Annotated in this window: 21 protein-coding genes, 2 tRNA genes and 1 other RNA gene; 20 read left to right on the top strand and 4 right to left on the bottom strand. The window is 29.5% G+C overall.

Going from position 1 to position 22,342, the window contains the following annotated elements; all coding sequences use genetic code 11:
- The first annotated feature begins 149 nt into the window (after positions 1-149).
- From GPX08_RS15445 to GPX08_RS15415, 7 genes are all read left to right on the top strand, one after another.
- Positions 150-1,640 carry a PTS glucose transporter subunit IIB gene (locus GPX08_RS15445; RefSeq protein ID WP_156627721.1) on the top strand — a complete coding sequence of 497 codons (1,491 nt, stop codon included), beginning with the start codon at positions 150-152 and terminating at the stop codon, positions 1,638-1,640.
- Between the two features lie 5 nt (positions 1,641-1,645).
- On the top strand, positions 1,646-2,299 hold the full coding sequence (locus tag GPX08_RS15440; RefSeq protein WP_156627720.1) for a putative N-acetylmannosamine-6-phosphate 2-epimerase: 654 nt from the start codon (positions 1,646-1,648) through the stop codon (positions 2,297-2,299).
- A gap of 229 nt (positions 2,300-2,528) precedes the next feature.
- The gene (locus GPX08_RS15435) at positions 2,529-3,329 is read left to right on the top strand and encodes an SIS domain-containing protein (RefSeq protein ID WP_156627719.1); all 801 of its coding nucleotides are present in this window, start codon (positions 2,529-2,531) and stop codon (positions 3,327-3,329) included.
- A gap of 310 nt (positions 3,330-3,639) precedes the next feature.
- Positions 3,640-4,203, top strand: coding sequence for a hypothetical protein (locus GPX08_RS15430; protein ID WP_156627718.1), 564 nt, complete (start codon positions 3,640-3,642; stop codon positions 4,201-4,203).
- Between the two features lie 206 nt (positions 4,204-4,409).
- The gene (locus GPX08_RS15425; RefSeq protein WP_156627717.1) at positions 4,410-5,969 is read left to right on the top strand and encodes a methyltransferase domain-containing protein; all 1,560 of its coding nucleotides are present in this window, start codon (positions 4,410-4,412) and stop codon (positions 5,967-5,969) included.
- 101 nt (positions 5,970-6,070) lie between these two features.
- Complete coding sequence (locus GPX08_RS15420; RefSeq protein ID WP_156627716.1) at positions 6,071-7,492, top strand: potassium/proton antiporter; 1,422 nt, start codon at positions 6,071-6,073, stop codon at positions 7,490-7,492.
- Between the two features lie 14 nt (positions 7,493-7,506).
- Positions 7,507-8,982 (top strand): N-6 DNA methylase, encoded by a 1,476-nt coding sequence (locus GPX08_RS15415; protein WP_156627715.1) that lies wholly within the window; start codon positions 7,507-7,509, stop codon positions 8,980-8,982.
- Between the two features lie 68 nt (positions 8,983-9,050).
- Here the strand turns inward: GPX08_RS15415 and GPX08_RS15410 are convergent, their stop codons facing one another.
- A complete protein-coding gene (locus GPX08_RS15410) occupies positions 9,051-9,215 on the bottom strand; it encodes a rubredoxin (RefSeq protein ID WP_156627714.1) in 165 nt (54 codons plus the stop codon).
- Positions 9,216-9,336: 121 nt separating this feature from the next.
- Between GPX08_RS15410 and GPX08_RS15405 the strand changes: the two genes are divergently transcribed.
- Entirely contained in the window at positions 9,337-9,639 is a 303-nt protein-coding gene (locus tag GPX08_RS15405; protein ID WP_156627713.1) for a hypothetical protein, read from the top strand.
- A gap of 27 nt (positions 9,640-9,666) precedes the next feature.
- On the opposite strand, the gene GPX08_RS15400 is transcribed toward GPX08_RS15405, so the two are convergent.
- Positions 9,667-11,247 carry a DEAD/DEAH box helicase gene (locus GPX08_RS15400; protein ID WP_156627712.1) on the bottom strand — a complete coding sequence of 527 codons (1,581 nt, stop codon included), beginning with the start codon at positions 11,245-11,247 and terminating at the stop codon, positions 9,667-9,669.
- Between the two features lie 202 nt (positions 11,248-11,449).
- Between GPX08_RS15400 and GPX08_RS15395 the strand changes: the two genes are divergently transcribed.
- Complete coding sequence (locus GPX08_RS15395) at positions 11,450-11,971, top strand: methylated-DNA--[protein]-cysteine S-methyltransferase (protein ID WP_156627824.1); 522 nt, start codon at positions 11,450-11,452, stop codon at positions 11,969-11,971.
- Positions 11,972-12,077: 106 nt separating this feature from the next.
- On the opposite strand, the gene GPX08_RS15390 is transcribed toward GPX08_RS15395, so the two are convergent.
- Positions 12,078-12,476, bottom strand: a complete 399-nt coding sequence (locus GPX08_RS15390; protein ID WP_156627711.1) for a MerR family transcriptional regulator — start codon at positions 12,474-12,476, stop codon at positions 12,078-12,080.
- A gap of 107 nt (positions 12,477-12,583) precedes the next feature.
- On the opposite strand from GPX08_RS15390, the gene GPX08_RS15385 reads away from it, so the two are divergent.
- Complete coding sequence (locus GPX08_RS15385; protein WP_156627710.1) at positions 12,584-13,429, top strand: aldo/keto reductase; 846 nt, start codon at positions 12,584-12,586, stop codon at positions 13,427-13,429.
- A gap of 11 nt (positions 13,430-13,440) precedes the next feature.
- Positions 13,441-14,019 (top strand): histidine phosphatase family protein, encoded by a 579-nt coding sequence (locus GPX08_RS15380; protein ID WP_156627709.1) that lies wholly within the window; start codon positions 13,441-13,443, stop codon positions 14,017-14,019.
- A gap of 72 nt (positions 14,020-14,091) precedes the next feature.
- Here the strand turns inward: GPX08_RS15380 and GPX08_RS15375 are convergent, their stop codons facing one another.
- Positions 14,092-14,820 carry a 1-acylglycerol-3-phosphate O-acyltransferase gene (locus GPX08_RS15375; protein WP_156627708.1) on the bottom strand — a complete coding sequence of 243 codons (729 nt, stop codon included), beginning with the start codon at positions 14,818-14,820 and terminating at the stop codon, positions 14,092-14,094.
- Positions 14,821-14,953: 133 nt separating this feature from the next.
- Between GPX08_RS15375 and GPX08_RS15370 the strand changes: the two genes are divergently transcribed.
- The 9 genes from GPX08_RS15370 to ffs all read left to right on the top strand — a co-directional run bounded on the left by GPX08_RS15370 (position 14,954) and on the right by ffs (position 22,205).
- Positions 14,954-15,028: transfer RNA gene (locus GPX08_RS15370), tRNA-Arg, on the top strand.
- Positions 15,029-15,339: 311 nt separating this feature from the next.
- Entirely contained in the window at positions 15,340-16,707 is a 1,368-nt protein-coding gene (locus tag GPX08_RS15365; RefSeq protein WP_156627707.1) for an MATE family efflux transporter, read from the top strand.
- 107 nt (positions 16,708-16,814) lie between these two features.
- The gene (locus GPX08_RS15360; protein WP_156627706.1) at positions 16,815-18,059 is read left to right on the top strand and encodes a DUF21 domain-containing protein; all 1,245 of its coding nucleotides are present in this window, start codon (positions 16,815-16,817) and stop codon (positions 18,057-18,059) included.
- Between the two features lie 127 nt (positions 18,060-18,186).
- Positions 18,187-18,636, top strand: a complete 450-nt coding sequence (locus GPX08_RS15355; RefSeq protein ID WP_156627705.1) for a tRNA-specific adenosine deaminase — start codon at positions 18,187-18,189, stop codon at positions 18,634-18,636.
- Positions 18,637-19,407 carry a prolipoprotein diacylglyceryl transferase gene (locus tag GPX08_RS15350; protein ID WP_156627704.1) on the top strand — a complete coding sequence of 257 codons (771 nt, stop codon included), beginning with the start codon at positions 18,637-18,639 and terminating at the stop codon, positions 19,405-19,407.
- Positions 19,408-19,676: 269 nt separating this feature from the next.
- A complete protein-coding gene (locus GPX08_RS15345; RefSeq protein WP_156627703.1) occupies positions 19,677-20,357 on the top strand; it encodes a hypothetical protein in 681 nt (226 codons plus the stop codon).
- 14 nt (positions 20,358-20,371) lie between these two features.
- Positions 20,372-21,343: a hypothetical protein gene (locus GPX08_RS15340; protein ID WP_156627702.1), complete on the top strand. Its 972-nt coding sequence runs from the start codon at positions 20,372-20,374 to the stop codon at positions 21,341-21,343.
- A 507-nt stretch (positions 21,344-21,850) separates the two neighbouring features.
- Positions 21,851-21,940 (top strand) — tRNA-Ser (locus GPX08_RS15335).
- Positions 21,941-21,943: 3 nt separating this feature from the next.
- Positions 21,944-22,205, top strand: an RNA gene (gene ffs, locus GPX08_RS15330) — signal recognition particle sRNA large type.
- The last annotated feature ends 137 nt before the right edge of the window (positions 22,206-22,342 follow it).

The following is a 22,342-nucleotide window of genomic DNA, read 5'->3' as shown; positions in this document are numbered from 1 at the left end:
TTAACTACTAAAAAATGAAAATAATTTTAATAAAAATACTTGCGATAAAATTATTTTCATGGTAATATGTAAATGTATTCAGAAGAAAATAATTTTTACAAGGAATAAGAAGTGAAAATAATTTTAATTTAAGTGAGGGAGGAATTATTTTGTTTAAGCAGCTACAAAAAATAGGTAAGTCCTTTATGTTACCAATAGCGATTTTACCAGCAGCAGGTTTATTACTAGGTATTGGAGGTGCATTATCAAATCCTAATACAGTTCAAGCTTATCCATTCTTAGATGTTGCATGGTTACAAGGCATATTCTCAATTATGTCATCAGCAGGAAATGTTGTTTTTGCTAATTTAGCACTTATTATGTGTATAGGTCTTTCAGTAGGTTTAGCCAAGAAGGATAAGGGTACTGCAGGACTTGCAGGTGCAGTTTCATTCTTAGTTATGAATGCAGCAATTAGTGGAATGATAACAGCTTTTAATCCAGCAGTTGAATCAATAGATACAGGTGTTGTAGGAGCTATAGTAATTGGTTTAACAGTATCATTCTTACATAATAAATATGGAAACATTCAATTACCAGCAGTTTTAGGATTCTTCGGTGGATCAAGATTTGTACCAATAGTATCATCTTTTGCAGCTATATTTATCGGAGGAGTATTCTTCTTAATATGGCCAACATTCCAAGGATGGTTAGTTTCAGCAGGTAATGCAATAGCAGGTTTAGGACCAATAGGAACATTCCTTTATGGATTCTTATTAAGATTAACAGGTGCAGTAGGATTACACCACATGATTTACCCATTATTCTGGTATACAGAATTAGGTGGAGTTGCAACTGTAGCAGGACAAACTATTACTGGCGCACAAAATATATTCTTTGCTCAATTAGCTGATCCAAATCACACTGGATTATTTACAGAAGGAACAAGATTCTTCGCTGGACGTTTTGCAACTATGATGTTTGGTTTACCAGCAGCATGTTTAGCTATGTATCACTGTGTTCCTAAAGAAAGAAGGAAACTAGTTGGTGGATTATTCTTAGGAGCAGCAATAACTTCATTTGTTACTGGTATTACAGAACCAATTGAATTTATGTTCTTATTCGTAGCACCATGGTTATACGTAGTTCATGCAGTATTTGATGGATTATCATTCTTCATTGCAGATATATTAAATATATCAATTGGTAATACATTCTCAGGTGGATTAATAGACTTTACATTATTTGGAGTTCTTCAAGGAAATGATAAAACTAACTGGATACTTGTATTAGTAGTTGGAGCAGTTTGGTTTGCACTATACTACTTCACATTTAGATTCTTAATAACTAAGTTTAACGTTATGACTCCTGGTAGAGAAGTTGAGGGGGAAGATGTTAAAGTTGTTACTAAAGATAGCTTAAATGAAGTTGCTGAAGAAATTTTAGCAGCACTTGGTGGAGCTGAAAACTTAGATGATGTTGACGCTTGTATCACAAGACTTAGAGTAGCAGTTAAAGATGTAAGCAAAGTAGATAAGGCTAAGATTAAATCTTTAGGAGCTACAGCTGTATTAGAAGTTAAGGGAGGAATACAAGCGATATTTGGAGCTAAGGCAGATCCATTAAAGCAAAAAATAAATGAAATTATAGGGAGAGATTAATAAGAGTGAAAGAGATAAATAGAGGATTAATTGTATCATGTCAAGCACTAGAAAACGAACCACTTCATAGCTCTTATATAATGAGTAGAATGGCAGTAGCAGCCAAAGAAGGCGGTGCTATAGGAATAAGAGCAAATAGTACTGAGGACATAATTGCCATAAAAAAGGAAGTAGATTTACCTATAATAGGTATAATAAAAATAGATTATGAAAATATGAAGCCATATATAACTCCTACTATGAAGGAAGTAGATGCCTTAGTAGAAGCAGGAGTAGATATAATTGCACTAGATGCAACTATAGATCAAGATGAAGAGTTCTTAAAGAGTATATTTAAGAAATATCCAAATCAAGCTTTTATGGCTGATATATCTACTGTAGAAGAAGGATTAAGGGCTGGAGAGCTTGGGTTCCATTATGTAGGTACTACTTTAGTTGGTTATACGGATCATTCTAAAGGTACTAATAACTTTGAAGTTTTAGAAGCTTTAATAAAGGATTGTAAAGCAAAAGTTATTGCAGAAGGAAACTTTGACACACCAGAAAAAGCAAAACTTTCTTTAGAAAAGGGAGCATATGCAGTTGTAGTTGGTGGAGCAATAACAAGACCACAATTAATAACTAAAAAGTTTAATGATGAAGTGTTAAAAGCATTATAGTAAAATAAGCTGCCGTAAGGGCAGCTTTTTTTACAATGAATAATTAATAATGAACAATTAACAATAAAGGATGTAATTCCTACGGAATTACTAAAATCGATTTAAATTCAAAACTCCTCAAGGAGTTTTTTCCTTAATTCTACATTGGCATAAGCTCTTTTATTTATTTTAGATTAATGATATTCTAAATATAAATAAAAAATTATTTGCAGTTGTTTGGAGGGGTAAAGTGGATATCTTATGTGAGATACAGAAAATATATAATAGTTTTTCAGATAAAGAAAAAGATATAGCTAATTACATAATGCAGTATGGGGATAAAATTAAGAATATAAACATTACTGATTTAGCGAAGGAAATAGGGACATCAGGAGCAACTATAACTAGATTTGCCAAGAAAATAGGCTGTGAAAGTTTTGTGGATATGAAAATTAAGCTTGGTTCTAATAAGGTGGAAAAATTAGATGATGATGAAGATGAAATATTCTCTTATGCTTATCAATATTATAATGAAGTTATTGAAAGAACTAAGATGTTAATAGATAAAGATGCTATATTTAAGGCGGTAAGTGAGATAAAGAAGGCTAGAAATATATATATTCATGGAGTAGGTAGTTCAGGGCTAACATGTAAGGAAATGATGCATAGGCTCTTAAGAATGGGCTTTAATGTTCATTGTATTTCAGATTCACATATGATGATAATTAATAGTTCAATAGTAAGGAAGGATGATTTAGTAATTGGGATATCTATTTCTGGAGAAACTGAGGAAGTGGTGCATTCTCTTAGAAAGGCAAAGGAAAATGGAGCAAGTATAATTTCTATTACTGGTTTTGAGGGAAGCAGCATAAGTAAGTATTCAGATATAGAGTTTGTAGTATATAATCCGAAATTTGTAGATAGAAGTAAATTTATAAATAGTCAGTTCTCAGCTATGTATCTTCTAGATTTAATATCTATGGTACTTCTAAAAGATGAAGAGCTAAGCAAGAAGATGCAGATAACTATTAATGCTATAATAAATAATTAAGGTTAGAGTAAACAGTGTAGGATGCTATTTAAGTACAAAGCTTAAGGACATCCTACTCTTTTTTATTTAGGAAAATTAATTAAGAATAATTAGCAATATGATTAAGGGGATTATATTCATATAAGGTAAAATTTAATAAAACCTCGAAAATAATATAATGAGAGAGATAATCATTTTAAATAAGGTTTAAATGCCTAAAAAAGCTATTTTACATAAATTACAAATTGAAAAGTGGTGGTATAATTTAGTTATAAATATGCTTATGTAACGTGCTTAAATAGATATTAAAATTATATTATGAGGTGAAGAAATGGAAAAATTAAATAAATTTATAAGTTACTCAAAGGGTACTTTTAATAATGACAATCAAATAAAAGAAGAGAAGGCTGCAACTGGTGAAGTGAGAACACCTGAAGCTAAGCATATAGCTGAAGTATGCAATGATAAAATTCAAAATCTACCAAAGGACTTTAATGGTTACTTTATGATAGATGAAACTTATTATAATCATGGAGATAAGGTAACAGAATTACATCATTTATTTTTATATACATTAAACGAAAATAATCAAGTTGTTTTAACTTCTTATGATTTACCAAAAGAAATAGAATATAAGGACTTTGTAAATAATAATGATAAGTTAACTTTTGACTATAATAAGTTAGAGAAGAACAGCAAATTTAATCCAATAGTGTTTAAGGAAGAAGATGGAGGATTTATTGCAGAAAGTGAAGCTGAGTTCGCACCAGAAGTTATATTTACTGCAAAGCAAAAGAACTTAGATGGTAAGATGTATGTAACAGAAATATTCAGAAAGAACGGAGAAATAGTTTCTGGATCTGAAGAACCAATAGTATACGATAGAGTTAAATAGTTAAGGAAGATGAATTTATCTAACTATGACTCAATAGGATAATGATTTTTTAAGAAAGCTCTTTTAGAGTTTTCTTTTTTTATTCTAGACTATACATTCTATATCTGCACATTATTTTCTAGATTATGCTTATATACTGATATTAGGCTACACAAAATTTTTATGTTTTGAATAAAATAATATAGAAGTATTTTAAGGAGCATGTTATGGATATTATTTATATGCTTCCATTTTTTTTGAATACAGATGGAAGTGATTTTATCTTTGATTTAAAAATGTCTGATGACTTTTTTAAGAGCTTAGAAAAATGTGACCACAAATTAATTTTAATTTATAACCAAGGATGTTTTAGTAATGAAGAATTAGGATACTACTTATCTAAATTTAATATCAAACATAAGATTATTGGCAATGGTATAAATGATGGTATCACTTTCTCAAGATACTCCATGATTAATTATATAGAAGAAAATCATAGTGATACTAAATATGTAGCTGAAGTACATTTAGACATGATATTTACTCCTAATTGGGAGAAACCTTTAATTGGCTTTTTAGAAAGGACTAAGGAGCCTATAGTATCCCCTAGAATAGTTTACTATCTAGACAATGAGTATAAAGTAACAGGAGAAAAGGAAAGTGTTAATTTCCCTGAAGTATTGGATGATAAAATAAAATTTATGGAATCGCTTTGTGATAATAAGGTTGATTATGGCTTTGTTCATCCAGCTATTCATAGATTTAAGGCATTAAAGAAAATCAATGCATATGATGTAAGATTTTTAACAGGTAAACAAGGATATGAAGATGATAGCATAGTATTAGGATATAACTACTATATGGGTACTAAAGAAAATTGGGTACCAAAGATTTATTATAAGTCTTGCGTTTATCATAAAACTATTGGGCAAAGAAGCAAGGTGGAAGACTTTAATAGAGATTTTGAAAAGAATTTACTAGGACTCAGAAGTCAATATGGAGCCTATGGACAAAAAGAGTTATCAAGAATTTATTCTAATAATGACAGTTTTAAAATTAACTTTGAAGAAATGATTTTGGATAGAGAAGTATTAATGAAAGATGTAAAGATATATTCAGAAGATGTAAATAACAGTTATAAAAGTTTAGATAATTACGAATCTAGATATATATTAAGAACTGATGATATTATGTACAAAACTATTTTTGATATACCTAAGGAATGGTGGAGTAGGTTTTATGAATATGGATGGGCAGCTAACTTTGTAAAAAAAGAGGATACAGTTCTAGATGCGGGTTGTGGAATTATTCATCCATTTAAATATTATTTAGCTGATGTATGTAAAGAAGTTCATGGAGTAGATGCAGATGAAAGAATAATTAATGAGGATGAGCTATTATTAGAACATAAAAGTTACTTTGGAGATTCAAGTGAATCCATGGCTATAGAATATTTAGATAAGATAACTTTCAGAAATGAAAATTTATCTTCGTTAAGCTATGAAGATGAAACCTTTGATAAGATATTTTGTATATCTGTTCTTCACTTATTAAGTGAGGTTTCCTTATTATTAGTTCTAATGGAGCTGAGAAGAGTTCTTAAAAATAAGGGGCTAATAGTTATTACTGTAGACATACCAACAATAGATATAGAGAGATTAATAGAATTAATATATGAAGCTGGTTTAGTAATAAAAGGTAACTTAGATTTAACAAGATACAATAATAGCATTTATTCTGATTTATTTGATGGATTATATTGTTTTAGAATATTAGTTACAAAGTAAATTTTGTAATAATATATAGTTGTGAAAATTGTTGTTTTTGCAACTATTTCTTTTTTAGCATATAATATAGATATATATTATTATAAGAAGAGGAGGGTTATATGGTAGAATTAATGATTGCTTGCGGATTGATTTTACTAATCTGCATATCGTCCAGTAAGATATTATATAAGTTTGGGGTTCCAATGTTATTAATATTTATAGTGCTGGGGATGATATTTGGATCGGACGGACTAGTAGGAATATATTTTGACAACTATGACTTAACTAGTATGATATGTTCTTTAGCGTTAGTATTTATTATGTTTTATGGTGGTTTCGGTACTAATTGGAACATTGCTAAGAGGTCTGCAGTACCATCAATATTAATGTCCAGTTTTGGAGTTATTATAACTGCTGGGCTTACAGGACTATTTTGTTACTTAGTACTAGGTACTAGTTTGCTAGAAGGACTTTTAATAGGAGCTGTTGTTGGATCAACAGATGCAGCTTCAGTGTTTTCAATTTTACGTTCTCAAAAGCTTAATTTAAAAGGAACATTAGCACCATTATTAGAAATAGAAAGTGGAAGTAATGACCCAATAGCATATATGCTTACAATTATTATATTAACTTTAATGTCCAATGGGGGAATATCATTAATTATTCCAATGTTAATAAAGCAAATAATATTTGGAGTTTTAGTGGGAAGTATATTAGCAGTGGTATCAGTTTATATTATGAGAAAAGCTAACTTTGAAGTAGAGAGCTTTTATACTATATTTGCAACTGCTATAGCAATTTTATCATTTGCCATCAGTGAATATTTTGGTGGTAATGGATTCTTAAGTGTTTATATGGCTGGTATTATTATGGGAAATAGTAAAATACCGCATAAAAAGAGCTTAGTTCACTTCTTTGATGGAGTGTCTTGGATAATGCAAATAGGATTATTCTTTATTTTGGGACTTTTATCATTCCCATCTAAATTGCCTCAAGTCTTAGGGGTATCTATAGCTATATCATTATTTATGATGTTTATTGCAAGACCAATAGCTACTTTTGTAATTTTAAGTAAGTTTAATTATTCAAATAAAGAAAAAGTATTTATATCATGGGTTGGACTTAGAGGTGCAGCATCTATTGCCTTTGCAATTTATTCTGTAACATATGGAGTTAGTATAGCAAATGATTTATTTCATATAATATTCTTTATAGCTTTATTCTCAGTAGGAATACAAGGTACATTAATCCCTGCAGTTGCAAGAAAGTTAAATTTAGTAGATGATAATTCACCTGTATTAAGAACTTTTAATGACTATAAAGAAGATAAAAGCACTAAAATATTAGAATTGAATATAGATGAGGATAATAAGTGGGTTAACAAAAGTATTATGGATTCTGATATACCTGATGAAGTTTTAGTAGTAATGATAAAACGTGAGGATGAGGTTATAGTACCAAAAGGATCAACTATAATTAAGAAAGGTGATACGTTGGTTTTAGCAGCTAATAATTTTGATAGCTTATTAATTAGCCGATAAATTGGAGAAAATTTATGGGAAGAAAAGAAAAGGTATTAGCAGAAAAAATAGTAAATGAAGAATATATAGATAAGAGGTTAGTTGGATATTATTCAACTCCAAGTTTTATATGTGAATATATTAAAGATAGATTAATTGAAATAAATAGTAATGGTAGGATGGTATTGGATCCTTGCTGTGGTAGGGAAGAAATGCTTATACCTTTCTTGAAAGAGAATATTAAATCTTATGGAATAGATATAATAAAATATAAAAATGATTATAACTGTAATTTTCAAAATATAGATTTTATAAGGTTTTTTTATAATAAAATTAATGAAGTTAGTAAGTTTGATGGATTAGATTATGACTATTATGTTTTAAATCCTCCATATAACTGTCATGAAGTACAGTATATAAGAGAAAATAGAGATAAGTTAAAGTCTATTTTTAATGATGTTGGGATTCATAATATGTATGGAATGTTTATTTCAGCTGTTATTGATTTAGCTAAAGAAGGAGCTGTTATAGGCATAATAACTCAAGATTCATTTTTAACATCTAAGAGCTATGCTGCACTTAGAGAAAAGATATTAAGGACTTGCTCTATTCATGAAATAACTATGTGTCCTACTAGTCTTTTTATAAATCAGGGAGCAGATGTTAGAACCAGTATAATAATTTTACAAAAAGGTGTTAATTTCCAAGGAAATATTATAGCTAATAATAGAAGTGTTAATATTTTAGAGCTTAAGGATAATTTAACTAAAAGTAATAAGATGTTTAAGTTAGAAGATATTATTTTAGATGATGAAAATGATAATAAAGAATTTATAATCAATTGCCCTAAGGATGTAAAAGAATTATTTAAGCTTTCTAGATTAGGAAGTAAATTTAATTGTATAACTGGTATATCTACTGGTAATGATAAGAAATTCTTATCTAAGGAAAAAACTGAGCCTTTCACTATGCCTTTTTATAAAAATCCAGGAAAAGATAGATTCTTTACTGATAAATTTGTATATATTAATAAGGATTTTTTAGAGATATCTAAGGCTTCTCCTAATTTTATAGTTAGGAATAAGGAGTTGCTATATAAAGAGGGAATTATTTGCTCATCTATGGGAGTTGAATTTACTGCCTCAAGAATGCCTGAAGGTAGCACCTTTGGAGTAAATACATGTATAGTTTGTGAAGATGATAATTTATTCTGGTTATTGGCCTATTTGAATTCTAGCTTAGTAACTTATTTTGTTAGAGGTGTATTACTTAGAACAAATATGATAACATCAGGATATGTCTCTAGAATACCACAATTAAATTTTAATAAGGATGAAAAGAATAGTTTAGCTAAGCTAGGGGAAAAGGCCTATCAATACGCTATTGAAAAGAAGGATATTAGTGATATATTAACTACTATTGATAAGATTGTAAATAATGTAGCTAAGATATCAGATGAAAGTGTAAAATATATAATGGAATTTAAAGCGGAGCTAGTTAAAAGAACTTAAGAATTTATAAAATAAAAATTGCTGTATCAAAATTATATATAATTCTGATACAGCTAATTTTTTATTCTCTAATCATCTAATAAATCAAATTCATCTTTAGTAGCCCCACAAACAGGGCAAACCCAATCATCAGGTAAGTCCTCAAAAGGAGTATCGGGATCTATTCCATTATCAGGATCACCGTATTCTGGATCATAAACATAAGTACAAGGAACACAAACGTATTGCTGCATAATAAAGCCTCCTATTTTTCTTATACACTTAAAATGTATTGGGTATATAATAAAAATATGATAAATTATAATAAATAAGTATTTTGCACATAAATTATGAAAGTGAAAGAAGGTGGAGAACTTGGGAAGAAAAACTAGTAAGAATAATGATTTACTTAGTAGTGTTAGAAAAGATACCTCTCCAAAGATATATTCATTATTAGTGGATTTAGTTAATGATGATAGAGAAGACTTAGCAGAGATAGTACTTAAGATAGATTATTTATTAGAATATACTAGCGTATGTATTCGTCAAAAAGACTTTGATGAAGCTAAGGAAACTATAAAGAGAGTAGAAGCTAGAATGGATATTTTAGAAAAAGAAGGCACTGATATGGAATACCTTAAATATTTATATGATGGGATAAAAAAGAAGTGTAAATAAAAAAAGCTGCCTTTGGCAGCTTTTTAACTATCTTCTTTTCTTATTTCTATTTGCGACTTCTATATTAACTTTTCTCTTATTTAACTTAAGTCCCATACATTTATCGATAACTTTATCTTTAACGTCTGGAGCTATATTCACAAATGAGAAGTTTTCTAATATATCAATATCTCCTATTGATGAAGGTTTAATTCTTGCAGTATCTTTAATGAAATTAACTAAAGATTTAGGATTAATTCCATCTCTTCTACCTACAGATAAGAATAGACGTACATCTTCAGACTTTGGAGCTTCTAATACATCAGAAGAATAACTTTCCATAAGTTCACTGTTGAATTTGCTCTTAATTAATGCTGCAATTATTTCAACAGAATCAAATTTTTCTGTTAGCTCTTTAGCTACAGGAAGAAATTTATCGTAATCTGAATCATTAATAGTATTAGTTACATCCTTTAATATAGATTCTGATTTGCTGCTAAATATATCATTAACTGTAGGAATAGGTCTTCTGGTTATATCTCCCTTAGTTACTGATTTTATTTGCTTAAGCATTGAATATTCTTTTGGAGAAACTAAAGAATAAGCAGTTCCTTCTCTATTAGCTCTACCAGTTCTTCCTATTCTATGAACATAGCTTTCTACATCTTGAGGTAAATCGTAGTTAATTACATGAGTAATTCCTTCTACATCTATTCCTCTTGCAGCTACATCTGTTGCAACTAAGAAGTTTAGAGCGCCTTCTTTAAATTTCTTTAAAGTTCTTAATCTATGAGCTTGTGACATGTCTCCGTGCATTCCCTCAACTATGTAACCTCTTGATTGCATTCCTTCAACTAATTCATCAACGCCCTTTTTAGTTCTGCAAAATATAATTGCAGAAGCAGGAGTATCATAATCTAAAACTCTACAAAGTGCTTCAAATCTAGTTTTATGAGATACCTCATAGAAACTTTGACTTATTTTTGATACAGTCATTGAAGTTTTCTTTATAGCAATATGTTTTGCATCAGCTTTCATATATCTCTTAGCAAGTTTCTTTATTTGCTCTGGCATTGTTGCAGAGAATAAAAGTGTTTGTCTTTCACTTGGAAGTTGTTTTATTATATCCTCTAAATCATCAATGAAACCCATATTTAACATTTCATCAGCTTCATCTAAAACTAAAAATTTAATTTTATCTAATTTTAAAGTTCCTCTTTTAATATGGTCTAAAACTCTACCAGGAGTTCCAACAACAATGTTAACATTTCTTTTTAAAGCTCTAATTTGATTGTTTATTGGGTCTCCACCATATACAGGTAAGATATTTAACTCATCATATTTAGATAATCTTTTAAGTTCATCATTAACTTGAATAGCCAATTCTCTAGTTGGCGCTAATATTATCGCATTAAGTCCATCTCTTTTTGATATATTATTAATTATTCCACATCCAAAAGCAGCAGTTTTTCCAGTACCAGTTTGAGCTTGCCCTATAAGGTCATATCCTTGTATAGCGACAGGTATAGCTTCAACCTGGATTTGTGATGGCTTATCAAACCCTAAATCAGTAATTGATTTTAATAAGGTATCCTTAAGCCCTAAGTTACTAAATTTTATTTCGTTCATTCAAAATCCTCTTTCTATTTCCTAAAAATAATTTATAATTAACATAAATATTATTATATATTTTTTTACTCTAACTAACTTAGTATACACTATAATTGAAAAATATGCTCGTATTATTTATTAGTAAATTAAGTTATTTTAATATATTTTTAAAAAAATTAATAAGTAAACCTTTTAGGAGAAGTAAATTATGAGTAAATTAATGGAGAATTTATACTATTGCGAATTAAATACTGAAATTATTGGGGAAATAATAATAGTAAAAAGTGAGAATGGATTAAGAAAAATTGAAATAATTGAAGGTTCCTTCGAAAAGTTTAAAAATTATTGTGAATCAAATGAAATTAATCTAATTGAAAGTCTAGAAGAGTGTAGAGATGTAGTAAATCAAATTAATGAATACTTTAATGGCGAAAGAAAGACATTTGATATAAAAATAGATGTATCGGGAACGGAATTTAGACAAATGGTTTGGAAAGAATTAATGAAAATACCTTATGGAGAATCAAGAAGCTATAGTGATATAGCAAAAGCCATAGGTAAAGATAAAGCAGTAAGAGCTATAGGTCAGGCAAATAAATCTAATCCAATTCCAATAATAATACCTTGCCATAGAGTTATAGGTAAGAATAAAAAGTTAATTGGATATGCAGGAAATCATACTGACATTCAAGAGAAGCTTCTTAATTTTGAAAAAAGTAACAAGGAATATATAAATATATAGGCGCTGTCGCACAATGAAAAATTAAGAATGAGTAATGAAAAGTTAGTTTGGGCTGTTTGTGTCACAGCCCAATATAAGATTAGTAATATTTCCTTAGGATAATATATCAATTTTCAACATCAATTAAATTACTAATATATTCTGTCTTGCCAGTTAATACATCATCATAAAAAGATTGTTTATTATCAATAAAATCAATACATTCATTAAGTTCTTTAATTCTGTTTAATAAGGATTCCTTTGATTTGTCAAGCATCTCTTTTCTTTCTGGAATTGTAGAAGGTCCTTCTATACAGTAATTCATATATAACTTCATATCTTTAATAGTCATTCCACATTTTCTTAGACATTGTAGTCCTTTTATCCATGCGATATTTTTTTCATTAAATTTACGATAATTATTTTTATCCCTTTGGACATTAGGTACTAGACCTTCTTTGCAATAAAATTTTAATGTTTCATAAGATATTCCAACGAGTTCACATGCCTCTTTAGTTGTATACATGAAATTACCTCCTAATTTAAAAAATAAAAAACTCTTGCTAGGTAGTAACTACCTACTGTTAACATTATTATAAGATTAAAAATAATAAAAATAAAGGAGAAATTAAAATGGAATATCTAAGATTAAATAATGGTGTGAAAATGCCAGCGGTTGGATTTGGAGTTTTTCAAATCACAGATAAAGAGGAATGTGTTAGAGTTGTATTAGATGCTATTGATGTAGGTTACCGTTTAATTGATACAGCACAAGCTTATGGTAACGAAGAAGCTGTTGGAGAGGCTATCATTAAGTCATCAGTGCCTAGGGAAGAGCTATTTATAACAACTAAAGTATGGATTAGTAATAGTGGCTATGAAAAAGCCAAAGCATCTATTGAATCTTCTTTAAAGAAAATGAAATTAGATTATTTGGATTTAGTATTAATTCATCAACCAGTAAATGATTACTATGGAACTTATAGAGCTATGCAAGATTTATATAAAGAAGGAAAAATCAAAGCAATAGGAGTATCAAATTTTTATCCAGATCGTTTAGTTGATTTAGCTTTATTTAATGAGGTAAAACCAGCAGTAAATCAGATTGAGATTAATCCATTTCACCAACAATTAGATGCACAGACATTTAATCAAAAATATAATGTGCAACTACAAGCATGGGCTCCTTTTGCTGAGGGGAAAAATGGAATGTTTGAAAATCAGGATTTAAAAACGATAGGAGATAAATATAATAAATCAGTTGCGCAAGTTATTTTAAGATGGTTACTTCAAAGAGGGATTGTTCCATTAGCTAAAACAGTTAATAAGGAAAGAATGATACAGAATATGGATATTTTTAATTTTGAGTTAAATGAAGATGATATGAAAAAAATAGCTTCTTTAGATAAAAAAGAAAGTTCTTTCTTCAATCATCAAGAGGCATCATCAGTAGAAATGTTAGCAAATCTTGCTAGATAGGGGGAGATATTATGAAAAAGACATTATACTTAATGAGACATGGACAAACACTTTTTAATTTTAGAAGAAAAGTTCAAGGGTGGTGTGATTCTCCATTAACTAAGGTGGGAATTGAACAAGCTATCATTGCAGGTGAATATTTTAAAAGAAATAACATAACTTTTGATCATGCATATTCATCTACATCTGAAAGAGCTTGTGATACATTAGAATATGTTTCGAAGATTCCATATAAAAGAGTAAAGGGACTTAAAGAATGGAATTTTGGAACCTTTGAAGGGGAAAGCGAAGACTTAAATCCACCATTACCCTACAGAGATTTTTTTGTTAAGTATGGTGGTGAAGATGAATTTGAATTGAGAAACAGAGTAGTAGAAACCCTTAGTTCAATTATGAAAAATGAAGATCACCATACAGTTTTAGCTGTATCTCATGGAGCTGCTTGTCGTCAATTTATGAGGCATTGGGAACATAATAGTGATATTAACCAAGAAGAAAGGCTAAATAATTGTTGCATACTAAAATTTGAATTTGAGAATGAAGAGTTTAAGTTGCTAGAAATAATAAACCATGATTTTAGCAGGTTATAGTAAAAAATATAAATTAAGAAAAGTCGGCAATCAATGCCGACTTTTCTTTTACAGTTTTATTATGAATTTATTTTAAGCTTTAGGAAGTTGATTCTTAATAACTTCATAAACCTTCTTAGGTAATGCATCTTGTTCTTCTTTACTTAAGTTAGCTGTTTCAATTGCTGGATGTATATAAAGATTAACAGTCGCTGGTTTTAGAGTCCATTTTCTCTTATTAGTTTCCATAATTCTATAAGACCCATCCATAGTAACTGGAACTATAGGGCATTTTGACTTAGTTGCAAGCTTAAAGCTTCCAGCTTTAAATTCCCCCATATCATTTCCTTTACTTCTAGTCCCTTCTGGGAAGATAACTAGGGAATGACCAGCTTTAAGGATATTAATACCATTAACAATAGCCTCTCCAGCTTTTCTAATATTACTTCTATCCATAAATACACAGTACATGTATTCCATCCAAGTTCTTACCCCTGGTATTTTTTTTACTTCAATTTTAGAAACAAAGCCTTTTAATCCAGGTATTTGGCTCATGTAAATTGGAATATCAAAATTTCCTTGATGATTTCCTATATATAATACATTTTTATCTTTAGGTATATTTTCTACACCGTGAACATTTACCTTAACTCCAGCTACTTTTAAAAGGGTTCTAGCCCATGTTGTAGTAACTTTATAAACTAAGGCATCTCTTTTTTCAACTTCACCTTTTTTATCTAACATTTTAGTTCTAATTAATGCAGGTATGGTTAAAATTATAGTTCCAAAGAAGACAATATACCAAACAATAGATCTAAGCATGTAATCAAATCCTTTCAATAAATAAAAATAATTCCACAATTAAGTATATAACAAAGTAATAACTTATAAAAGTTTTTATTTACTCACAATGTTGACATGAGTATAATGTTATTATACAATTTTAATGGTATATGTCTCCATAGTTCAATGGATAGAACAGTCCCCTCCTAAGGGACAGATACAGGTTCGATCCCTGTTGGGGATACCAGTAAAGGCTCACAAACCAAGTTGATTCTAGGTTTGTGAGCTTTTCACTTATAGTTTTAATTATATCATTTATATATGTTTAAAATTTTAAATATAAAAGGTTATAAGTCGGTGAAAGTAGTGCTAAAAATAAATGAGGTCGAAATTATATTGCTAAGACTAAGTTAGGAACTATTATCTTGACAAAAGCTTTTTATTATAAGAAAATATCAAGAGAAATTATATGTAAGTAAAGAGCAGATGGGCGGCTTGACTACCCATTTGCTCTTTTTTATTTCGTAAAAAATCAAATAATAGACATAGGAGGAAATCATGAGAAAAATATTTAAAGATAAAGCTTTTATAACTACTATGCTTACACTAGCATTACCAATTACTCTTCAAAGCTTTATAACATCATCATTAAACTTAGTAGATAACTTAATGATTGGAAGATTAGGAGAGGAAGCCATTGCTGCAGTTGGATTAGCAAATCAATACTTCTTTATTTTTACTCTATGCCTTTCAGGTATAAATGCTGGAGCAAGTGTATTTATGTCTCAATATTGGGGAAGAAAAGATGTTAAGAGTATAAAGAAGGTATTAGGATTAGACTTAAGTATAGGATTTATAGCATCTATAATATTTGGTGGAGCTGCACTTATTTTAGCTGAACAAATAATGGGATTATTATCTAGAGATATAATGGTAATAGAACTTGGAAGTCAATACTTAAGAATAATAGCAATTACTTTTATATTTACTAACTTTACTCAAGGTTTTTCATCAGCATTAAGAAGTTCAGAACAGCCTAAGGTTCCAATGTATGCAAGTTTAATAGGAGTAGTTTGTAATGCATTTTTAAACTGGGTATTTATATTTGGTAACTTAGGGGCAAAACCAATGGGAGTAGCGGGAGCTGCTTTAGCAACTTCAATAGCTCGTACTTTAGAATTAGCATATATAGTATATATGGTTTATATGAAGAATAATGTGATAGCTTCAAAGATTAAGGAACTATTTGACTTTGATTTAAACTTCATAAAGGTTTACTTTAAGACTTCTACAGCAGTTATAGCAAATGAATTATTATGGTCATTAGGAATGACTGCATTTTCTATTGCATATGCTCAAATAGGGACAAGTGCAGTAGCTACTATGCAAATCGCCACAACGTTAAATAACATGTTCATGGTACTTTGTATAGGACTAGCTTCAGCAGCTGCCATTATGGTAGGAAATAAAATTGGAGCTGGTGAAGAAGAGGTAGCAGTAGATTATTCTCATAAAATAGGAAAGGTTTCACCTGTTTTAGGTTTAATCATAGGTATAGCAGTGTGGATATTAGCACCTGTTATAGTAATGCCTTTTAATGTAGAAGCTGAGACTTTTAAGGCAACTGTAACTGTGTTAAGAATAATGGCTTTAATATGTCCTATTAGATCTTATAATGTAGTTATGATAGTAGGAATATTTAGAGGCGGTGGAGATACTCTTTACTCTACATTAGTACAACTAGGAACAGTTTGGTTCTATGCAGTACCTATGGCTTTCATTGGAGCAACAGTATTATCATTGCCAGTAACATCAGTATATTTCTTAATCTGCTCAGAGGAGTTTATAAAAATAATCTTTGAAAGAAGTAGATTAAAATCAGGAAAATGGATAAAAAACGTAGTAGAAGAATGTCAAACAGCTTAAAAATTAATATCAACTAATTTAAAATTTTATTAAAATTAATTTTTTGAATTTTTTATATGATATAATAGAAAAATAAAATTATTAAAAAATTAGGATGGTGAATTAATTTGGAGAGTTATACGTGGCAGATAATATTATTAGTAATATTATTAGTTATGTCAGGATTTTTCTCTATGTCAGAAACAGCCTTAATGGCACTAAGTAAAATTAGAATAAGACATATGGTAGATGAGGGAGTTAAGGGAGCTAAGTTAGTTGAGAAGTTAACTGAAGATCCAAGTAGATTATTAGGAGCAATATTAATAGGTAATAACATAGTTAATATAGGTGCATCTGCACTTGCAACATCAATTGCAGTTAAAACTATTGGAGAGAGTGGAGTTGGGTTAGTTACTGTTATTATGACTATTTTAGTTTTAATATTTGGTGAGATTACTCCTAAGTCAATAGCTAAGCAGAACTCAGAAAAAGTTGCATTAAGAGTAAGTAAGATTATAAATATAGTAGTTAAGATTTTTAGACCATTTATATTTATATTTACTGCTATATCTAGTTTGTTTATTAGGCTTTTAGGAGGGGACCCTAAGGCTACAGAACCATTTATTACAGAAGAAGAATTAAAGACAATGGTTGGTGTTAGTGAAGAGGAAGGCGTACTTGAAGATGTTGAAAAAGAAATGATATTTAATGTTTTTGAGTTTGCAGATGCCCAAGTTAAGGATGTAATGGTACAGAGAGTAGATGTAGTTGCAGTTGACATGAATGCTACCTATGATGAAGTAATAGATATAATAAAGACTGAGCAATTTTCAAGAATACCAGTTTATAATCAAACTATAGATGATGTTATTGGTATTTTAAATGTAAAAGACTTGATAATAGCTTTTGAAAGTAAGGAAAACTTTAAGGTTTCAGATTATATGAGAGAGCCTTATTATACTTATGAGTTTAAGAGGATTACTGAGTTATTTAATGAAATGAAGAATACAAGAAACCATATGGCAGTAGTATTAGATGAATATGGCGGAAATGTTGGTATAGTTACTATTGAAGACTTAATAGAAGAAGTAGTTGGTGAAATTGAAGATGAATATGATGATGAAGTTGACGATGAAATCATAGTAGTTAAAGAAGATGAATATATTGTAGATGGAAGCGCAAGGCTTGATCATATCGGTGAGTTAATAGGAGTCACTATGGAATCAGAAGAATTTGATTCAGTAGGTGGATTAGTTATTGGTGAGCTTGGAAGATTCCCAGAACAAGATGAGGAAGTAAAGATAAATAATATTAAGTTTATAGTAGAAGAAATAGATAAGAATAGAATTAAAAAGGTTAGAATATTTACTTAGTTACTTATATAATAATTTAAATTAAAGATTAGCAATACTATAGATTGCTAATCTTTAATTTTAATATGTAATAAAATCACTTTAAAAAACAAGTGATTTATACAATAATATAATAAGAGGTATTGTAATGGATTTTATGGAGATTGCATTAGAAGAAGCAAATAAAGCTTTTAATAAGGGGGAAGTACCTGTTGGAGCTGTTATAGTTAAAGATGGGGAAGTAATAGCTAGGAAACATAATTTAAAAGAAGGTTTAAATTTAACTATTGCTCATGCAGAGATATTAGCTATTGAAGAGGCATCGAAAAAACTTAATAACTGGAGATTATCAGGATGTGAAATGTATGTTACATTAGAACCTTGTCCCATGTGTGCAGCTGCAATAGCTCAAAGTAGGATATCGAAATTATATATAGGAACCTTTAATAAGGACATGGGGGCCTGTGGATCTACTGTAAACTTATTAGATTATGATATTTTTAATTGGAAAGTTGATGTAAAATGGTGTTATAATGAGGAATGCAGTAATTTATTAACAAAATTTTTTAAAATTAAAAGAGATATAAGGAGGGATTAGATGAATCCAGTAGCATTTGATGTATTTGGTTTAGAAATAAGATGGTATGGAGTAATAATTTCAATGGGAGTTATTGCAGCTATGCTGTTAATATATATGTTAGCTAAAAAGAAAGATCTAAATTATGATACTATAATAGATGCGTTTTTAGTTACATTTCCAATATCAATAATAGGGGCAAGATTATACTATGTAGCCTTTGAATTTGAAAACTTTAATTCATTTATGGATATGATAAATATTAGAAATGGTGGAATGGCCATTCATGGTGGAGTAATAGCAGCATTAATATCAGGATATATATTTGCTAAATATAAAAAGATTAATTTCTTAAAGTATGTTGATGTAATAATGCCAGGTGTTATTTTAGCACAAGCTATAGGTAGATGGGGAAACTTTATGAACCAAGAGGCTCATGGTGGACCTGTAACTCAAGAATTTATAAGTAAATTCCCTGAGTTTATACAACAAGGTATGTTGATTAGAGGTACTTATTATCATCCAACTTTCTTATATGAATCCATATGGAACTTATTAGTTTGTATTATATTAGTTTATATCCTTCTAAAAAAGAAGGAAGGAAAAGATGGAGTTATCCTTGGTGGATATATGATTCTTTATTCCATAGGAAGATTCTTCATTGAAGGTTTAAGAACTGATAGCTTAATGTTTATGGGATTAAGAACTGCTCAAATAGTAAGTCTATTAGGAATAGTATTTGGTATAGGACTTATTATTTGGGTCAATAGAATGAATAAAAAACAAGCATAATATTTAATAAGATGGATGTATGGGACACTATTGTTTGAGTAAAAATCAAATAATAGTGTTCCTTTTTTGATACCAAAAATTAAAATGTAAAATACTAAAAAATAGTTTTAGGATGAATGAATATGAGAAAGAAAGTGTTATTAAAAATATTGTAAAAAAAATCATTAATTGACAAGTAAATTTGTAAATATTAGAATATAAATTGTAATATTATGCTATAAATGTTAAATGGAAAAGTGAAATCAAATGAAAAAAATAGGGGGAAAGATATGAAAAACAAAAAAATAATAAGTGTTTTAATAACAATAATGTTATTAGGAATTACTTTAATGGGATGTAGTAGTAAAAGTATCGAAAAGGATTTTATCGAAAATATTATTGATGAAGAATATAGTGTTTCAGCTTTTGAGAATAATGAAGAAGTAATAAAAGCTAACTTAACAGGAAACTTAAGTAGAGAATCTGTAGACAGTATAGTAAAAGAAATTTATTCTAAATCAAAACAAGATAAGATAAAAGAAAAAGAAGTTATATTAAATGTATATAAAGAGGGAGAAAATAAAGATTTTGTAGAAGCTATTGATGAGAATATGGCTTTTAATGTAGATATATATTTGGAAAAGGGAACATATACAATAAAATCTGTAAATGAAGTTAAAAATGTTGAGGCTGGAGATGAAATAGGTAATTATTCTAATAATAAATTAATATCAGCAAAAGATAGTAATCTTGAAATTGAAATTGATATGAATTTAGAAGAATTAAGCAAAGAAGAAGTAATGAAGAGAATGAAGACATATGTAAAGTTATTCTTAGATACGAATAGTGATAAAGATATAAAAAGTATAAAATTAACAACAAATAGTGAAAATAACAAAGGATATTTATATAATACTCAGATAGAAGAAATTTTAGTTGCGGTAGAAAAAGAATTGAAAATCTTAGAATAGGAGGTAAGTTGAATATGAGAAATATTAATAAATTATTTATGACTATAATAGTAATAGCTATAATAATGATAATACCTAACAATGTAATGATAGCAAGTGCAGATACGACGCTTTCATATAAAGATGTAGATGGAGTGAAATGTGTAAATATTGTAGAGTTAGCAAGACTAAAAGGTGGACAAGTATCAGAAGCAACTCATGAAGTTTATGGAAAAGGCTATAAAATTACTTTTGATGGTAAATTAGTTACTGTTTATGAAGAAGCACCATATATATTTATTGACGGCAAAATAACTGTATTAAAAACAGAAGTTATTAGTGCAGATGGGTTAGAATATAATTTTCCTGTAATGCAAACACCTGCAAAAGAGGGGGACGGGTTCTTAATACCAATGTTCGTAGTGGAAAAAAGTTTAGGTATTAAAGGTAGTGAAGAAGGTATCGTTGTAGAAACACCTAAAGAAGATGAAAAAGAAGATACTAATACAGGTAACGACAACTCTAATAGTGGTTCAAATAACTCTGGTAACAGTGGTTCTTCTAATAATGGTGGAAACAATGGGAATAGTGGGAACAACGGAAATGGTGGAAACACAACACCAACACCTAAACCAGACCCAACTCCAACTCCAGACCCAAAACCAGAAGAACCTAAGCCAGAACAACCATCTGGTATGTCATTTAGTACATTTGCAGGAAAATTATCTGGAATGGGGTTTGATGGTTCAGGTAACTACTATGAAAATGGTACTTACATGGGAACAGTTTCAGCCGATGGTGGGGGAGCATACTTTGCATTAGAGCAAAACTCTGCTTCATTTAATAGTGTAATAAAAAATTGTTTCAATATGCTATTACCAACGAAAGGTGGTCAATTATATAGTATGGTTTCAAGTCCATTTAGCGACCAAACATTAAAGATGGATGGTAGAACAGTTACTATTAAAAACTTTGGAAATGGAATATCAGTTAATATTACTAATTAAATAAGCAATCAAAAAAGACTAAGAATTATCTTAGTCTTTTTTTAATATCTTATTATTTTAAAATTTCAATTTTACCGGAAAAAGAATTGAATTTTTAAGTATAATCTAATTCTTTAATTAGTAAATTCATCTCACCATAAATAACATCATCTTTATATTGAGATGATGTTGATAATATCTTGAGCAATTGGACTTATAGTTAATGGAATAGTTTCATTAACAAAGACTTTTAAGTATATGCGAGAAAGTTTTTTTTGATGATAAATATAGATATAAGGAAGCAAAAAGCATATTATACAGAATATACAATACAATGGGCTATACTAGTATTTACAGGGCGTAGAGCTAGATTAAGTCTTCTTTTTTATTATACAGTAAATACTTAATTGACAGGTAAGCTACCCTATGTTAGAATGGGAGAGTAAAAAAGTAAAGTAGAGTAGTATATATCTTGAGTGCTAGTGAAGGCATAAAATGCTTAAACTATTGGTATTACTAGTCTGATATGGAGAGATGTCCGAGTGGTCGAAGGAGCACGCCTGGAAAGCGTGTATAGGGGAAACTCTATCAGGGGTTCAAATCCCCTTCTCTCCGCCATGGCCGTGCTAGATGGGGAGTTAGCGGTGCCCTATAACCTGCAATCCGCTATAGCAGGATTGAATTCCCGGTCTAGGCTTTAGTCTGTAGAGCCTGCCTATGCAAGTGGTGTTGATGGTAAGGTCCCATACGACGTAAGTGCATGAACCTCGTCAGGTCCGGAAGGAAGCAGCGATAAGTGATTACTGCGTGTGATATGGATAAATCTTACCAGAGCTAACTACATAGTAACGTCTATAGACTACTGTCGAAGCTGGGTGCACGGTTTTATTTTTAGGCCTTTCTAGCAAGAAGGGTTTTTTTAATGTTTATATGTAATTAATAAAATAATTATTTATAGGTTACTCTTCAATAGGATTAACATACAATAGGACAAAGAAAGCGAGGGCATTCCTTATAGGA

The sequence above is a fragment of the Clostridium tertium genome, from assembly GCF_902652255.1.
Lineage (GTDB): Bacteria > Bacillota > Clostridia > Clostridiales > Clostridiaceae > Clostridium > Clostridium tertium_A.
Note: the sequence above shows the minus strand (reverse complement) of the source record. Positions and strands in the feature narration are given on the sequence as shown.

Bases quoted from the DNA above. Each gene is read 5' to 3' on its own strand.
- GPX08_RS15345 (WP_156627703.1), top strand. From the start codon at position 19,677: ATGAAAAACAAAAAAATAATAAGTGTTTTAATAACAATAATGTTATTA.
- GPX08_RS15375 (WP_156627708.1), bottom strand. From the start codon at position 14,820: ATGCTTAGATCTATTGTTTGGTATATTGTCTTCTTTGGAACTATAATT.
- GPX08_RS15355 (WP_156627705.1), top strand. From the start codon at position 18,187: ATGGATTTTATGGAGATTGCATTAGAAGAAGCAAATAAAGCTTTTAAT.
- GPX08_RS15380 (WP_156627709.1), top strand. From the start codon at position 13,441: ATGAAAAAGACATTATACTTAATGAGACATGGACAAACACTTTTTAAT.
- GPX08_RS15340 (WP_156627702.1), top strand. From the start codon at position 20,372: ATGAGAAATATTAATAAATTATTTATGACTATAATAGTAATAGCTATA.
- GPX08_RS15400 (WP_156627712.1), bottom strand. From the start codon at position 11,247: ATGAACGAAATAAAATTTAGTAACTTAGGGCTTAAGGATACCTTATTA.
- GPX08_RS15425 (WP_156627717.1), top strand. From the start codon at position 4,410: ATGGATATTATTTATATGCTTCCATTTTTTTTGAATACAGATGGAAGT.
- GPX08_RS15420 (WP_156627716.1), top strand. From the start codon at position 6,071: ATGGTAGAATTAATGATTGCTTGCGGATTGATTTTACTAATCTGCATA.
- GPX08_RS15390 (WP_156627711.1), bottom strand. From the start codon at position 12,476: ATGTATACAACTAAAGAGGCATGTGAACTCGTTGGAATATCTTATGAA.
- GPX08_RS15395 (WP_156627824.1), top strand. From the start codon at position 11,450: ATGGAGAATTTATACTATTGCGAATTAAATACTGAAATTATTGGGGAA.
- GPX08_RS15415 (WP_156627715.1), top strand. From the start codon at position 7,507: ATGGGAAGAAAAGAAAAGGTATTAGCAGAAAAAATAGTAAATGAAGAA.
- GPX08_RS15350 (WP_156627704.1), top strand. From the start codon at position 18,637: ATGAATCCAGTAGCATTTGATGTATTTGGTTTAGAAATAAGATGGTAT.
- GPX08_RS15385 (WP_156627710.1), top strand. From the start codon at position 12,584: ATGGAATATCTAAGATTAAATAATGGTGTGAAAATGCCAGCGGTTGGA.
- GPX08_RS15365 (WP_156627707.1), top strand. From the start codon at position 15,340: ATGAGAAAAATATTTAAAGATAAAGCTTTTATAACTACTATGCTTACA.
- GPX08_RS15410 (WP_156627714.1), bottom strand. From the start codon at position 9,215: ATGCAGCAATACGTTTGTGTTCCTTGTACTTATGTTTATGATCCAGAA.
- GPX08_RS15430 (WP_156627718.1), top strand. From the start codon at position 3,640: ATGGAAAAATTAAATAAATTTATAAGTTACTCAAAGGGTACTTTTAAT.